Consider the following 16,775-nt stretch of genomic DNA (forward strand, 5'->3'; position numbering starts at 1 on the left):
AACATATGAAAAAAACATTCTTATTTCTTTCAGCATTAATATTACTATGCAACTGTAAAAAAGAAAAAACTGTAGGTCTAATTACTGAAAAAGCTATGGTAGTTTCTGCTCGTAAAGAAGCTTCAAAAATTGGATCCGATATTCTACAAAAAGGAGGAAATGCTTTTGACGCTATGGTTGCCACTGAATTAGCGTTGGCTGTAGCATATCCATATGCTGGAAACCTTGGTGGTGGTGGATTTATGGTATACCGAAAAAGCACAGGAGAAATTGGCGCATTAGATTATCGTGAAAAAGCACCTCTTGCTTCTCATAAAGACATGTATTTAGATAGCTTAGGAAATGTAATTAAAAACAAAAGTACATTAGGAGCTATGGCAGTAGGAATCCCAGGAACAGTTGCTGGTGTTTTTGCTACACATAAAAAATTCGGTTCATTACCTATTCAAGAAATCTTAAAACCAGTCATTGCCTTAGCTAAAAAAGGAGTTATTGTTACTCAAAAACAAGAAGACCGTATAAAAAAATACCAACATTATTTTTTAGAAGTAAACAAAAACCCTATTCTTTTTGATAAACCTTGGAAAAAGGGTGACACTATTAAATATCCTGCTTTAGCCAAAACTTTAGAGCGTATTTCACAAAATGGTAGAGACGAATTTTACAAAGGTGAAACAGCAAAACGTCTCGTTACTTTTATGCAGGCAAATGGCGGAATTATAACTGAAGAAGATTTGGCTAAATACGAAGCTAAATGGAGAACCCCAATTACCTTTACCTACGACAATTTACGTATCATTTCTATGTCCCCACCTGCCAGTGGCGGAATTTGTTTAGCACAAATTATGAATGGAATTGAACCTTTTGACTTAGACAAGTTTGGGCATAACTCAACAAAGTCCATACAAGTTATCACAGAAGCAGAACGTAGAGCCTACGCAGATAGAAGTTTTTATTTAGGTGATCCAGACTTTGTGAAAATTCCAATTGAAACTCTCAAAAGTAAAGAATACACAAAAAATCGAATGAATGATTTTTCTTTTAAAAAAGCAACTTCTTCTACCGATGTCTCTCATGGAAGCATTACTATGATTGAGAGTGATGAAACCACCCACTACTCTATTGTTGATCAATTTGGAAATGCTGTTTCTGCTACCACAACAATTAACGGTGCTTATGGTTCTAAGCTATATTGCGCTGACCTAGGGTTCTTCTTAAACAACGAAATGGATGATTTTTCAAGCAAACCAGGTGTACCAAACATGTTCGGTTTAGTTGGAGCTGAAGCTAATAAAATAGAACCTGAAAAACGTATGTTGAGTTCTATGACTCCTACTATTGTAGAGAAAAATGGTCAACTACATATGGTTGTAGGAACTCCTGGAGGCTCAACAATTATTACTTCCGTATTACAAACCATTTTAAATGTTCATGAATTTAACATGGGAATGCAAGAAGCCGTGAATCAACCACGTTTCCATCACCAATGGTTACCTGATGTTATTAAAATGGAGCCTAAAGGTTTTAACAAACAAGTAAAAAAAGACTTACAACAATTAGGATACAAATTAGATGAAACAAACTCACCTGTTATCGGAAAAGTGGATGCTATTTTAGTACTTCCTAACGGAAAATTAGAAGGTGGTGCAGATCCTAGAGGTGATGATACTGCTATTGGTTTTTAGTTTTTTTTAGACTTTTATGTTTTAACAAATTTTTCACTTCCTTTAACAGCTAATTAAGTAGCTTTAAAGTTTAAAATTTCAAAAAAAATGAAAAAAATACTAACCTTACTTACTTTAACAGTTTGTTATACTGGTTTCTCTCAAGGAACACGTTTATTAAGACAACCTACGATATCTAATTCTGAGGTTGTTTTTGTTTATGCAAACGACCTTTGGAAGGCTCCGATTAAAGGCGGAGATGCCATACGACTTACCAGCGATGATGGTTATGAGTCAAACCCGCATTTCTCTAATGATGGTACTATGATTGCCTTTACCGCACAGTACGATGGGAATACTGATGTATATGTAATTCCTGCTACTGGTGGTGAACCCAAACGTTTAACTTATCATCCAAGTGGTGACTTTGTACAAGGCTGGACACCTGACAACAAAATTGTATTCCGTTCTTCTAGAGAAAGCAGACCTACTCAAACAAATAAGTTTTATACCGTTTCATTAAAGGGAGGCTTACCTGAAGCTGTAAAAGTTCCAAGAGCTGCTTATGGAGAGTTTTCAAAAAATGGTAAATATCTTGCCTATACTCCTATTACTAGTTGGGATGCAGAATGGAGAAACTATCGTGGTGGTCAAGCAATGCCTATTTGGATTTTGAATATGCAAAATCAAAAACTAGTTAAAACTCCTCAAAAAGATAAAGAAAGGCATTTAGATCCTGTTTGGTATAACGGTAGTGTTTACTACATTTCTGAAAGAGACTACACTAGTAATATTTGGTCATATAATTTAACAACGAAACAAGAAAAACAACTTACATTTCATAAAAAATTCGACGTAAAAAGTCTGGATGCTAATTCAAACGGGATTGTTTATGAACAAGGAGGGTACATCCACTTTTTAAACCCTAGCACCTCAGCTACCAAGCAAATACCCATAACAGTTCATGGTGATTTAAACTATGCAAGAACGCGTTGGATGGATGTAAAAGGAAGAAATTTAACGAACCCTAATATTTCTCCTAAAGGAAAAAGAGCCATTTTTGAATACCGCGGTGAAATTTTTACTGTTCCAAAAGAAAATGGTACTTGGAGAAACTTAACCAACTCTTCAGGTGTTGCTGATAGGTACCCTATTTGGTCTCCAAAAGGAGATAAAGTAGCTTGGTTTTCTGACAAAAATGGAGAATACGAGTTAGTAATTGCCGACCAAAATGGAGATAATAAATCATATATTAAAATTCCTAATCCTACTTTTTATTTCAAACCTGATTGGTCTCCTAATGGAAAATATGTATCGTTTACCGATACGCATTTTAATATTTGGGTTCTTAACTTAGAAACTAAGAAGGCTGAAAAAATAGCTACCGATAATTTTGCTCATCCGAATAGAACTATGAATCCTAAATGGTCACCTGATAGTGATTGGATTGCTTATGCTAAACAAAACGAAAATCATTTTAAGTCTATTTATGCATACCAAATCAGTTCTAAAAAAACAGTTCAAATTACAGATCCTTTAGCAGATGCTATTTCTCCTGTATGGGATGCTTCAGGAAAATATATTTATACCTTGGCTAGCACCAACTACGGGTTAGCATCTGGATGGCTAGACATGAGTTCTTACGACCCTTCAGTAACACGTAGTTTATATGCAATTGTTCTGAACAGCAAAGACAAAGCTCCTAACCTACCGAAAACTGACGAAGAGAAAGCTGAAAAAAAAGATTCTGAAGAAAAGAGCAAAGAAGAAGAAAAAAACGATAAAAAAACATCAAAAGAAGCTGATAAAATAAAAGTTGTGATTGATGAAGAAGGCATTTTCAATAGAGCTATTGCTTTAAAATTGCCTGCTAAAAATTATACAGCTTTATACAAAGCTCCAAAAAATCATGTTTTTGTAGCAGAAGCAAATGAAAACAGCCCAAGTACTACTATTCACGACTATGATATTTCAAAAGAAAAAGCGACTGAATTTACCAAAGAAGCTCGTTCAATAACAGTTTCAGAAGATAGAGAATCTGTATTATTATCAAGTAAAGGAAACTGGAGTATTGTTAGTAGTAAACCTCCAGTAAAACCTGGTAAAGGCTCTATAAAAACCAATTTAAAAATTAAGGTCGATCCAAAAGCTGAAGCTCATCAAATCTTTAAAGAAGGTTGGCGCTACATGCGAGATTTTTTATATGTTGACAATGTACACGGTGCCCCATGGGATAAAATCTACAAATGGTACGCTCCATGGATTGATCATGTAAGACACAGAACTGACTTAAACTATGTTGTAGACATTATGAGCGGTGAAGTTGCTATTGGTCATTCATACGTTTACGGAGGTGATACTCCTAAAACCAACTATGTTCCTGTTGGATTATTAGGTTGTGATTTTGAAAAAGCAAATGGTTTATACAAGTTTTCTAAAATATACAAAGGAGAGCGTTGGAATCCTTCTATTAAGGCCCCATTAGGGCTTCCTGGAATTGATATTAAAGAAGGAGATTATTTATTAGAAGTTAATGGAGTTACCCTTACTTCAGAAGACAATCTGTATAAAGCCTTAGAGCAAACAGCTGGAAGAGAAATTTATATTAAGGTAAATTCTAAACCTACAGTTAAGGGAGCAAAAACCATTTTGGTAAAACCTGTTGCCAGCGAAAGAAGTTTACGTTCTATAGACTGGGTAGAAGAAAACAGAAGAAAAGTAGATGAACTGTCTGGTGGAAAATTAGCGTATGTATATGTTCCGAACACATCAAACAACGGATTTACCTCCTTTAATCGCTATTATTTTTCTCAGCAAGATAAAAAAGGAGTTATTATAGATGAAAGAAACAATGGAGGTGGTAGCGCAGCCGATTATATGATTGATATATTATCTAGAAAACCTTTTGGATATTTTAACAGTAAGGCTAATAAAAGAAAACCATGGACAACCCCAATTGCTGGTATTTGGGGACCAAAAGTGATGATTATTAATGAACGTGCTGGCTCTGGAGGGGATCTTTTCCCTTACATGTTTAAAGAAAGAAAAATAGGGCCTTTAGTAGGAACTCGTACATGGGGAGGTTTAGTAGGAACTTGGGATACACCTGCTTTTATTGATGGTGGTAGAATGGTTGCTCCTCGTGGTGGATTTTTTGATTTAGATGGTAATTGGGCTGTTGAAGGTGAAGGTGTAGCTCCTGATATTGAAGTACACCAAGAACCAAGTAAAGTTTTAAAAGGAAAAGATCCCCAGCTCGAAAAGGCTGTTGATGAAGCTTTACGCTTACTTAAAACTAATGAATTCATTCCTAAACCTGAACCTGCTCCACCTGTTCGATGGAAAAGACCTGATGGGTATTAAAAATAAAAAAAAGGATAGTTAATTAACTATCCTCTTTTTTATCATACAACTAGTTACCATGCTAAACTATACTTAGCTTCATAATTTTCACTTTGAGAATTATATCTGTAAACTCCCCAATGTTGCTCAAAAAGACCAGCGTCAGTTGGCTTCTTATCTTCATCATACATTTCAAAAATAAAACAAGGAATTCTAACATTAGGGTTACGTGGCGTTCCGTTTCCACTTTTACAATGATTAATTAAATTTTGATTAAATGTTCGTGCATTTGCTTTTGTTGCTGTAGAGTAAGTAGCTGTAGGTCCTGTAGGCCATCCTGCTTCACCAATAACAATAGGTAAGCTTCCATATCCATTATTTACTAATGTTACATATAACGCATCATACATTGCATCAAAAATATTTTTATACGTATAACTTCCATCATGAACCCAATGCTTTTCACCTGCAGTAAACAAACAATAATCTAAATGAACATTATTCGGCTGATTTTTTTGAGTAATAAATGGATATACATTGACCATAAACACTGAATTATCTTCTTTTAAAATAGCACAAACATCTAAAATTGTATTCTTAAGACTACCATTGAAAGTTCCTGCTGAAGGCGGATATGAATTTCCCATAATAGCATAATTAAAAGGAACAGTTACTCTGGTAGTTAGCCCTTTCGCCGCAATAGCGCTTTTAATATTTTTCAAAGCATCTACAAGATCTGGTGCATAAGCATTATTCCACCAACCTCCTAGTGGTTCATTTCCTACACAAACCATCGGGATGGTGGTTGAATAATCTGATAATACTTTTATAATGGCATTTATAGTAGCTGTATCATTATTAGCACAGGCTTTTAAATCTCCATTAGGAATATCAACTAAAACTTGTAATCCTTCCTTAACAAAAGCACTAATACAATCTGTCTGATTGTAGGTAAACATTTTAACTGTTTTAACACCCGTTGCTTTTATTTGTGCGGCCGCCATTACTGCGCTTACTTGTTTCCCTGTACTTTGAAAGGTATTACTAAAGTTAACACCTATGGTTGATTCAAATATTGAATGATTCATAATTGGTTAGTTTTTGTAGTTTGATTATAAAGCTATAACATATTTAAAATCTTTTTTTAAAAACATCTTTAAACGTGTAAAAATGAGGTAAGAGAGTTTTGTTTTATAATGAAAATAGAGAATATCCTATTAATTTTTAGCCTCCTCTACGTACTATATTTTCTGAAGCCATCTTAGTTATTTCCTGCATAGTGGGCGAGTCTGCTTCAATATGTTTTGCTGTCATAAAATAGAGTAACTCATTGACTACTGTATCGTACTCTATAAAGGGGTTTGCACCGCCAAGAATATAATCTAACCTATTTTTTATATATCCTTTTAAGTTATTGGGCACTTGTTTATCATTTGTAACTGTTTTCATTAAGTTTGTAACTCTCTGATAAACAACTTCATCAATTTCTGGGTTTGCATTCATTTCCAAATTAGTGGCATTGTATATATTGGTATCGTGAGTTCTATTTGCATTTGCATTGTATAACTGATCGTTGGCTACATGTGTTTGTTCGTGTAACATAGCACTTCTAATAATATCAGGATCACTAACATGCTCCCCCGTAGGATTATTCGGATTTATGTCTATGCGATACTGTCTTCCTGCAAGAGGTCCAGCAGGGTCTGTATTTAGAGCACCGGGAGGTTTTACCAAAGCTATCTGACTTCTCCCTAAAGCATTCGGATTCAAAGCTACATTAGGATTTGCTCCTGGAGCAAACTGGTCAATTTGATTCACCATACGGTTGAGTGTATTTCTCCTTTTTATATGATGATACCCCTTATATGTGGCATACCCTGCACCTCCAAGTAACGCTGCGCCTCCTGCTAAAGCTAACAAAGGAGTAGATGTGGCCAACCCAACTCCCCCTGCAATAGCTCCTCCAACAACAGATACACCTGTTAGTTCCTTTTTCCAGAAAGGAATACGTTGTACTATTTGGTTTCCTAAGTTCTGTTGAGTACTTATTGTGTTTTCCTTTTTTTGAATACTCTGTATACTCTTTTGTTGAATACTCTTTTTAAATCGATTATCCACCAACTCAATACCCTTCTCTCTAGCACTCATTTTTTGAGCAACAGCATCAGCGACCGACTGGCTTTGATATTCCTTTGGGTTAGGTTGTTGGGTGTACATATTTTAAACTTTTTAATTAGATTTATTCAGTTGCCATAGTTTTTTGGTTTTTGTCATAGACCACTTTTATAAGCTTCTATTTGAACTTGACATTACCTGTGATTTCGAATACATCTTTAGGTGTCCTAAATTTTACTCTGCTTCACACTCAACATATCTATTCTTGCTCCTCGCTTTGAACAGGAATAATTTCCATTTCACTTCTTAATGACCATGTCTACGTCCTAAATTATGTTCTTCACGTAAATCATTTTCTGTAATACCTTGCCCCATGTCTATCGTTGTATGTTCCTCCTGATTTGTCCACCCATGATGAATAGCACCAGCATTATATTTTTGCGATTTCACATTCCGACGATTGTTGCCTTGTTTATTATGAAGAGCATGGATAAGTTCATGTGCTACGAGTATAAATGCTGGTGATGGAAGATCGTCTCCACTTGCATCTTGATTAACATTTATAGAATCTTGCAATCCATCCTGCATACCAACGAGGCTTCCAGAACCCGTACCTCTTCTTCTAAATTTTTTTGAAGCCCCTCGAATCCTGGCTAAAGCATTATTATCATAAGGATTCGCTTCAGCCCCTACAAACCCCATATTAACCAAATCTGGATGATACGCCCGAATGTCTATTGGAATATTATTTCCATCGCTATTATCCAATAGTTCACCTACCAATTGTCTACCATTTGGACGACTCATAATTCTAGCAAACATTGCTCGATTATTTTTAGCGAAGTCCGGTAAATTTACATTGCTAGTACCAGGTCCATAACTTCTAGCCAAAGAGTCAATAGTAATCGTTCCTGTACCATTTCTTATGGCATCCCAATTATTATCAAGATTAGTCGATTGCTGCTGCGTCATTCCAGCTCGATCAGGTATGTAGAGGCGTAAGTTATTCGCATGAATGTATTCTACTGTTTCTGTATGTGCCTCTTGAATATCATCTAATAATTCATGAATGACCCGTTTTTCTGTTCCTGGATTACGTGCTTGAGATTTATTTACTTTTAAATAATTATAAGCTTGGTGTTCCATATAATCCAATTCAGCCATGGCATTATCAGCATATGCCTGCTTGCCAAAAAACCATGGCTTTTTCAACCTGTGAAACCTAACAAGAGCTTGCCTAATTCGAAAAATAAACAGATTATCAGGGTTTCCATCAACATCTCGAACTCGTCTAGTTAATTCATTACTTCTTAGAAGGCATTGAACCACACCTGTTGATGATTGCAACATCTGTATCGCAGCAAGTTGATGAACTTGTGATGTATTGTTTTCCAAACGCTTAAAACCTTCCAATTGTCCAACTTGTGAGCCATTATCCGCTGCTTGAAATATCTTTTTTTGTGAAATGATATTAAATCGGTTATCCACTAACCCAACACCTTTCTTTTGAGTGTTCATTTTCTGAGCTACAATATTAGCAGTTGCTTCTCTTGTACTTTCTTTTGGGTTGGTTTGTTGGTTGTACATATCTTACACTTTTTAAATTTTTCTTTAGTAAACCTCCTATAAAGTATTTAATTATATCTAACAATTGGGTTAAAAGACGTTTTCAATAGCTTTTAGCTTCTGTTATGAGTCTCTTTTTCAATTCCCACTTTGTTGCATCGGCAAGGAAACATTTAAACTATGCTGGACCGTCAAAGTGATGCAACGCGTTTCCAGCCATACCTAAGACATCGTAATAAAATTTCTTATGAATCATTTTAGTCTTCTTTAATCTTCCTTTCTTATCAAAGCTCGTTTCCCAAATTTTGTATGAATTTGCAGTTAAATACTGCATTCCACCAGCATATGGACTCATAACTTGGTTTCCGGGTATATAATAACCACTATTAATCCTTTGCTGCATTTCACTAAGTAACTTTGCAGTTTCACTTATATCAATCGTATGACTTGCTGCAATACCTGTACCAGCTCGATTTTGTGCCATTTGACGTGCTGCAACCTGATTACCTATATGTTGCTGTATAAACATATTAGTGACGGCAGATGCAGCTGGGGAAGCGCCTACGGTAGAGAATTTTCCTTTTCCTTTTCGCTTTCTTCCAAGCTGCATAACACCTAACTTTTTAAATTGTATAAAAGGTGTTTGTTTTTGAGTAGAATAACTCACTGCCTCTTCTAGCTTTCGCTGAGCTACGGCTTCAGAGCGATTATCCTCTATTTTCAAACCTTGTTTATGAGTGTCTTTCCTCTGAACAACTGGTCGATTTTTATCCTCTTTAGGGGGGGGTTGATGTGTACATATCTTGGTGAATTACGATTTCTGATTTATTATATCAAATTACTTCGACAATGCCTTTGCTCCCATTACATCCGCCTCTTTTTCTAAACTTTTATTATCGTTTATCTGAGCACTACCAAAAGAGGTGGTAGGTTGTACTCTTCCTTGTTTTTGCTGCACTACATGCCATGCTTCATGTGCTAAATGTTTTTCCTGCCCGCTTGCTATATGAATATCCGTTCCTTGAGCATAGGCATGGGCATTGAGTTGTGCTGGTTTGTCGGAGTTGTAATGTACGTTGACATCATCCATCGAATAGCCGGACATAGTTTCGATACCCGACTTTAAGTTATCAGGCAATCCTGTATTGTTCTCTTTTTTTTGAACAGGTTTTTCATATAATTTCCTTTGTATTTCAGCTTCATTTCGATTATCTATAAGTCCTTTTTTTTGCTTAATAACACTCTTCTTTTGTACAATAGTGTTAGCCCCTTTACTATTTTCTTTTCTTTTATCTTGTTTGGTATACATACGTTATTATTATTTATTTTTAGTAAGTATTACTAACTTATTAGATTCTTTTTAAGTATTATACGGTTATTAAAGATCCTGATTCATCTCCAAAATGATCATGATCTTCCTCATCATCTTTATCTGGTTTTTTATCATCTTGAAATTCATCAATATCAAACTTACCAGCATAAAGTATTGCATATAATTCATCTAGCTCTTCATCTGTAAATTCATATCCTCTCTTTTCAAGATATTTATCAAATGCTTCTTGATCTTCTGTACTACTTAACTCCCTAGCTCGATTAGCTGCCTTGTCAAAATCTGACATTTTAGCTGTTTGTTTTGAACTGGGGTCATATTTTTTATGACCTGTTATTTTTGCTATTCTTCTAGCTTCCTTTTTTTCTGCTTTAATACTTCTTAATTCACTTGTAAAGAGTCTTGATTCTTGTTTTGTTTTGTCACTAATACCTGCTCCAGATTTTTTACTCCCATGAGCAGAAATACCTCCAGTTCTTCTTCGAGCTTCTTCTAAATCTTCTTGCGAATATCCACTTCCAATATCACCGTATGTTTCTCCTTTTTTACCTGTTCTTTTCTTTTTCTTATCTTTTTTACCTCTTTGTATAATTCCTACGTTCTGTATAACTTTATCTTTACTTTTCATTTGAAAAGCTTTTTTATCTTCTTCTAATTCTATTTTTTGGATGGTGTCCGATTTTAATTGAAACTCTTCTTCTTCATCTACCCCTCGTAATTGAACAGCTTTTTTAGATATTGATACTTTTGAACGATTATCTTTTAACTGAATAGCATTTTTACCAACTCTTTCCCTGTTATTATTCTTTTGCTGAATTATTTTTTCTTTCTTGTATTCCATAAGTTGATGTTGTTGTAGTTATTTAAAAGGTTTTTCTAAGCTAAGATGCCTGCTCCTCCACCAGCACTATCATCGTCATCTTTCTTATATCTAAAAGGAGTATGAATTCCTGAATTTTCTGGCTCCTCACTATCTGTCATATATCCTTCTTCATCATCGTCACTCTCATAATCTATATACTTTGTACTTTCGTATTTATGACTTTCATTACACTTTTTACATAAAGCTCTTAGTCTATCTTCATCATTATAATCATCTTTCATTTCTTGATCCGTAGCATTTCTACTTTCTAATTTACTTAGTCTTCCTGCCCAAGGTGGGAAATGATCTAATGTTAATGCTCTTTGACTTTTTAAATTATTATTCTTACTTGTATAAGAAAACTTAGTCAAATTCATTTTTTGCGACCCTTTATTTATATATCCTAAAGGTCTTCTACAGGCTGGACATGTATAAACTGCATCATATTTTTCTTTATCATAATGTTTTCTTTTATGAGCTGTTTTTTTGATCAGCTTAGTAGGTTTATCTGCTTTAAATGCAAATCTTTTTTGTTTTTTCGCCCATGGTGGTTGATAATCATCACCACTATCGTCATCTTCATTTTTTTTACCTCTTTGAATGGGTAGTAAATTTTGACCTCTATTATCTTCTAGAAAACTTCCTTTACCTTCTGTTCTTTGAAAAATGTTTGATTCTTTTTCTTTCTTATGTTTTATATATTCTCCCATCTTAGATAGTAGTAATTGTCTTATTCTCTTTTTTGAACTCTTTTCGAATTCCTTCTAAAAGTTCTTCTTTTGTAACGATAGTATCATTTCTAGTAATAGCGGATAGAGCGCATAAGCGTAATACGTTTATAATAGCTCCACCAGCTAACTCATATTCTTCCGCTATTTGCCATAGATCAATCTCTTTATCAAGCTTACATTTTCCTGAAAAAGCATTTTTCCATAATTGGTAACGTTCACTAATTTCTGGCATATTAAAATGAATCATTGATTGAAACCTTCTGGTAAAAGCAGCATCCATATTTCCTTTTAAATTGGAGGCTAAAATGACTACTCCGGGGAAGTCTTCTATTCGCTGTAACAAATAGGATGTTTGTTGATTGGCATGTCGATCGTTAGAACTATTGGTTTCTGTTCTTTTTCCAAATAACGCATCGGCTTCATCAAAAAATAAAATCCAATCTTTATACTGCGCGATATCGAAAATTTTTGATAGGTTTTTCTCAGTTTCTCCAATATATTTTGAAACAATCATCGATAAATCTACCCGATATACTTCTCGTTTTGACACTTTTCCTAACAGGGAAACCGTTAAGGTTTTTCCTGTACCAGGTGGACCATAAAAAAGCGCCCTGTAGCCTGGTTTAATTTTTTTAAACAACTCCCATTCCTTCATCAAAGTGTTTCCATGTTGAAGCCATGATTTTAATTCTAATACCTGATCCATTACCACATCGTTCAAAACCACATCTTTCCATTCTAAATGCGTTGTAATTTTTTGAGCGGGAAAACTACTACTATGCTCTAGTTTTGGTTTTTCTCCAGTAACAAAAAAGTGAAACCATCGTTTGCTAAAAGCTAAGACTCCATTATACTCAGGTATAAAACTTTCTGTTTCTTCAATAAATATTACCTGTTCTTTTATGAGGATGTTCTCTTTGCTAAAAATTTCTAAAACTTTATTTCTTAAATGTGGTTCTATTGCAGTAATTAAGAATAGTAATGTTTGTCCAGTAGGTAAAAAACCGCTATGATTCTTTTCTATTATTCCGCCAAACTCTGTAAAACCACGATCATAAATTTTATTCCTCCCAAAGAAAACATCTAAAATTTCAGGTTTTAATTGAGGAGCTAGTGCCAATGCTAATGCTAATCTTTGATAGCTATTTAGTTCCCATTTTAGTACAAACTGAGCATAAGTAGATTCTTCATTGGTTATATTAGGTTGTGGTATTTGTGTCCAATGAGGTCTTTCTCCTTCGTGTTCTAAATAAGTACTTATAACATTATGTATGACTTCTTGTAGCCATAAAACTTCATTATACAATACTTGTATGTTATTATTAATCTCCATAAGAAATAAATAATTTTTCTACATCATCTAAATTCGCATTTTCCCATGTAAAATATTGCAATGCTGTATTGGGATTTAACTGATTTGCTTGTAACATATCTAATACAGATATAGGCTTGTTTTTAGGTGCTGATATAGTGAATGTTTCATTATGAAAGTTACTTTTAAATAAACCATTTGCCCAATCTATTACCCCTGTTCTCTCTCTAATTAAATCACTTATAAACACTTCAAGTTTTTCTGGCTGCACTATGAGTTTTTTGGCTTTAAAAAAAGATGGTATTTTTTTATTTTCTTTGTGATAATATTCTATTTCTCTGGCTTGAATTGTTTTTGAATTTGCTTTTCCAAATAGTTCTATTACCCCTGAATCTTCCGATTCTGAAGCTATTTCCAACTCTCCTTTGTTAGAGCCTGAAATTACTAATGACCAACTTTTAGTAGCAACACTATCTGTTACTACATATACCTCTCTAAAAGAATATAAAACCTGTGTAAGTTTGATAATTAGTTCTGAAGCAATTTCATTCCAATTTAAAATTCTAACTGCTTTTGGTTGTTGGCTTGTAAAAAAGAAGCTTCCAAACTCTTGAAAAGCTAATATTTGCTTACTGTATCCAAAGTTTCCTTCAATAGGGTTTTTACCACTATCTCTACCTGAGTATGGTTTTGTTACTCCATTACTAAAATTCCAATTATATGAATTCAGCTCTATACCATATTCTAAACTTACTTCATCCACAGCTATAATGTTATTTTTAAAAATATTACCTAATACAATAACTTCTCCTTTATGTATTTGAAAAAAATCTCCTGGATATATATGTTGATTTAATGGTTTTGAAGGTATAAAACCATTAGTTCTGTTATAAAAATCGATGTAAAATTTTTTGGTGATATTTTTCATGATAATACTATTTTAAACGTAGTTGAAATACGATTATATTTCAACTACGTTATGTTATAAATTATTTAAGAAGCTAAAGCTGCTGCATTTGCTGCTGCTAATCCTGATTGTAATGAGTTTAAAACCCCTGTTTCTTTACTTAAAGCAGTCTCTGCCTCACTAAGTTGTTTCATTGCATCATTACTAGCTATTAACACTTGCTTATACCTTAATGAAGCCTTATTATATGCTTTGTATATTAACTCTTTAATACAAGCTTTTTCTGGCTCATTTACTGTAGTTTCTTCTTCTATAATGATAATCTTTCTCTTATTAAGTCTAATTTTATCTATTATATTAATCACCTTTTTTGAGGTATCATCTACAGGATCTTCTGATAAATTTTCTCCAGTAATAAATTCATACAACTTAATTGCATATAAATATTCTAAAGACATGGTTCCTTCTGACTCTACTGTTGTTGCTTGCGAAGCAAATACTGAGTTTAACGCTGTAAGAGTTAATGCTACTGCATTATTAGCATCTTTTCCTGCGTTGGTAACCATCGTTACTAATTCATCTGATATCAATGGATTTTGCACTTTTTTCCTTATGACAAGGTTTGACAGTTTATTAACTACTTCTGCTGAATAAATCAGTTTATCCATTACCTCTTTTATACTATTAGAAACATCTTTGATTCTTGAGTCTGAACACACAACTTTATCAAAAGTTCCATGGGAAGCTGTTAACAAATCAATTACATTATCTACTACTTGATCTAACAATTCTTTATTACTTAAAGCTAAATCCTTATTTGCCTTCTCAGTAGCTAACTGTGACTGTAATAACTGTGATTTTTCTGTTAGTGAGTTTACAATAGCTTGCAATTGTTCAACTTTGTCTTGTGCATATAAAACCTGATTTGTCAATGCATCTAATTCTGATTTCTTTTTTTCTGTAACTCCGTACTTATTAGGATTTGTATTTATTATATTTAATGTTGCCATGATTTATTTTTTATTTGTTAATACATTAGAAGACTTTTTTTTATAGGTAAAGTCTTTTGTGTTTTGAAAGTCTGATAAAGCTCCTACAATTTGTTTGTTTATGCCTTCTCCTTCATCTGGCATTGCTAGTACTACTGGAATATATTTATCTTCTTCATGTAATCTATTTCCAAAATTATCTGTAGTACTTGTCGTTATTTCAACTTCCCATTCACCTTCTTTATCTACTTTTTTTGCTACTGAATAAGTTTCTATGTTTAGCCCTGAAGCAATGGTATAATTAAAAAAGAATCCTGGTTGAATATGCTCAGGAGTTTCAATACTATTGATAGCTTGCTGCTTTTTACGTTCAACTATTGTTAGCTCTTTTTCTAATTTGGATAATTCTGATGAAGTATTTTTATACTCAACTTTTAATTTTTTACGTTCATCTTTTAGTTTTTTGAGCTCTTTTGCTTCTAAATCATCACTCGATTGTTCCTCTATATTTACCGATAATAAATCTTCAACCCCCCCTTTTTCTGAAGTAAGGTTATTTATTTTTGACTCTAGCTTAGCTATAATTGGATCGTATTTATCAGCTATTCTTTCTAATTTTTTAGTTTCGCTTTCAATAGTTTTTAAACCTTCTACTGTTAATAATCCTTTTACTAGCTTCTTATTATTTGGTAAAAACATACAACGATATTCTACTTCATCATCTTCATTTTCATCAATATGAAATAGCATTTTATTATCTATTACTTTAATTGTATTTGAGTCTGGAGCTGCAAGTTGTTTTGTTAAACGAAACATAGCTGACGGAGCAGATAGATAATCATCAAAAGTGCTTAAAAGCTTTTTATATTCATTATCTAGTACAGCAAAAACAAACACCACATAATTTTCTCCTAATCCCATTGATTTACCATCAACATCTTTTAATTGTGATTGATAAATATCAATTTCGTGTTTATCATCAGCTACACTAGGTAACTCTAAATACCTTTTTGAGTCTGGTTCCATTAAAATTAATGCCTCTGCATCAGAAATTGAAAAAATCTCTTTTCTATCATTCTTCACTAAAAAAATGTAGTACTTTTTTACTGGATACCCTCTTTTTCTTCCTTTATTAAAAGGACTTTTATAACTATTGAAACTAACTTTATAATTACTTCGCTCTCCAATTACATCTGGTACTTTTACTAATAAGTTTAGATTTAACTCCTTATTATATAAACTATAAGCTTGCATTTCAGAGTTATAAACTGTATTTATATTTTCTAAAGTTCCTTCTTTTGCTTTTTCTTTAGAGTTTGTATCTGCTAATGAAGCTGACTCTGTTGCCACATTCGCTGAAGCTGTATTAAAATTAGTAGTAACTGCCTCTAACAAACTTTTAATAGATGTGTCTGTTGTTTGTGCTTTTTTAGATAGTGTATTGGAAGGTACTTCTGCTATTAAAGTTGATGCTTCCATACTATACTGCGATGTTTTTTCAGCTAAATAAGCGGTCTCATTCATTAACTCATAAGCTTCTTTACTTTGATCATAAATTTCTGTACCATAATCGGCTGCATTAACCATACTAAAAATGCTTCCTGTATCACTTGCTAATTTTAAAATAGCATTAGATGCTATTTGTACATTTGCAGCTGCAACCGAGGTATTTGTTACTGATTTTGCTACTAACTCATTTCCTAAATTAGCAGAAGCTAATACATTAGTAGACAAATCACTGTCAATAACTGCTTGTTCTTTTACTAATTGCTGAAAGCTAAATTGTTCATTAGCTTTGTGAAGATTTTCAGCAGCTGTTATTCTAGCTCCTTCAGCATAGTATAGAGAAAACATTGAAGCATCTAAAGTAGCTTTCGTTTTCTGTAATTTTAATTCCTGCTCATTTAGTGCCGATACAACACTTGAGTGCAGGTTTTCATTGTAAGAATTCATAAAA

At 33.5% G+C, this 16,775-nt stretch carries 13 protein-coding genes; 2 read left to right on the plus strand and 11 right to left on the minus strand.

Annotated features, from left to right (window positions below; translation table 11 throughout):
- Nucleotides 1-5 precede the first annotated feature (5 nt).
- A complete protein-coding gene (gene ggt / locus LCI24_RS09145; protein ID WP_274640104.1) occupies nt 6-1,685 on the plus strand; it encodes a gamma-glutamyltransferase in 1,680 nt (559 codons plus the stop codon).
- A gap of 87 nt (nt 1,686-1,772) precedes the next feature.
- Nucleotides 1,773-5,027 (plus strand): S41 family peptidase, encoded by a 3,255-nt coding sequence (locus LCI24_RS09150; RefSeq protein ID WP_274640105.1) that lies wholly within the window; start codon nt 1,773-1,775, stop codon nt 5,025-5,027.
- Between the two features lie 53 nt (nt 5,028-5,080).
- Here the strand turns inward: LCI24_RS09150 and LCI24_RS09155 are convergent, their stop codons facing one another.
- The 11 genes from LCI24_RS09155 to LCI24_RS09205 all read right to left on the minus strand — a co-directional run bounded on the left by LCI24_RS09155 (nt 5,081) and on the right by LCI24_RS09205 (nt 16,771).
- Complete coding sequence (locus LCI24_RS09155; protein ID WP_274640106.1) at nt 5,081-6,094, minus strand: glycosyl hydrolase family 17 protein; 1,014 nt, start codon at nt 6,092-6,094, stop codon at nt 5,081-5,083.
- A 136-nt stretch (nt 6,095-6,230) separates the two neighbouring features.
- Entirely contained in the window at nt 6,231-7,223 is a 993-nt protein-coding gene (locus LCI24_RS09160) for a hypothetical protein (protein ID WP_274640107.1), read from the minus strand.
- Nucleotides 7,224-7,427: 204 nt separating this feature from the next.
- Nucleotides 7,428-8,708, minus strand: a complete 1,281-nt coding sequence (locus tag LCI24_RS09165; RefSeq protein WP_274640108.1) for a M91 family zinc metallopeptidase — start codon at nt 8,706-8,708, stop codon at nt 7,428-7,430.
- Between the two features lie 157 nt (nt 8,709-8,865).
- Nucleotides 8,866-9,411, minus strand: a complete 546-nt coding sequence (locus tag LCI24_RS09170) for a hypothetical protein (RefSeq protein WP_274640109.1) — start codon at nt 9,409-9,411, stop codon at nt 8,866-8,868.
- Nucleotides 9,412-9,525: 114 nt separating this feature from the next.
- Nucleotides 9,526-9,996, minus strand: coding sequence for an eCIS core domain-containing protein (locus LCI24_RS09175; protein ID WP_274640110.1), 471 nt, complete (start codon nt 9,994-9,996; stop codon nt 9,526-9,528).
- A gap of 58 nt (nt 9,997-10,054) precedes the next feature.
- Complete coding sequence (locus LCI24_RS09180; RefSeq protein WP_274640111.1) at nt 10,055-10,858, minus strand: hypothetical protein; 804 nt, start codon at nt 10,856-10,858, stop codon at nt 10,055-10,057.
- A 35-nt stretch (nt 10,859-10,893) separates the two neighbouring features.
- The gene (locus LCI24_RS09185; RefSeq protein WP_274640112.1) at nt 10,894-11,589 is read right to left on the minus strand and encodes a GH-E family nuclease; all 696 of its coding nucleotides are present in this window, start codon (nt 11,587-11,589) and stop codon (nt 10,894-10,896) included.
- Nucleotide 11,590: 1 nt separating this feature from the next.
- Nucleotides 11,591-12,943, minus strand: coding sequence for an ATP-binding protein (locus LCI24_RS09190; protein WP_274640113.1), 1,353 nt, complete (start codon nt 12,941-12,943; stop codon nt 11,591-11,593).
- Nucleotides 12,933-13,850: a hypothetical protein gene (locus tag LCI24_RS09195; RefSeq protein ID WP_274640114.1), complete on the minus strand. Its 918-nt coding sequence runs from the start codon at nt 13,848-13,850 to the stop codon at nt 12,933-12,935. The genes LCI24_RS09190 and LCI24_RS09195 overlap by 11 nt, the downstream gene beginning before the upstream one ends.
- A 65-nt stretch (nt 13,851-13,915) precedes the next feature.
- Nucleotides 13,916-14,839 (minus strand): hypothetical protein, encoded by a 924-nt coding sequence (locus tag LCI24_RS09200; RefSeq protein ID WP_274640115.1) that lies wholly within the window; start codon nt 14,837-14,839, stop codon nt 13,916-13,918.
- A 3-nt stretch (nt 14,840-14,842) separates the two neighbouring features.
- The gene (locus LCI24_RS09205; RefSeq protein ID WP_274640116.1) at nt 14,843-16,771 is read right to left on the minus strand and encodes a hypothetical protein; all 1,929 of its coding nucleotides are present in this window, start codon (nt 16,769-16,771) and stop codon (nt 14,843-14,845) included.
- Nucleotides 16,772-16,775 lie beyond the last annotated feature (4 nt).

The sequence above is a fragment of the Tenacibaculum larymnensis genome (genome assembly GCF_028829235.1).
GTDB lineage: Bacteria > Bacteroidota > Bacteroidia > Flavobacteriales > Flavobacteriaceae > Polaribacter > Polaribacter larymnensis.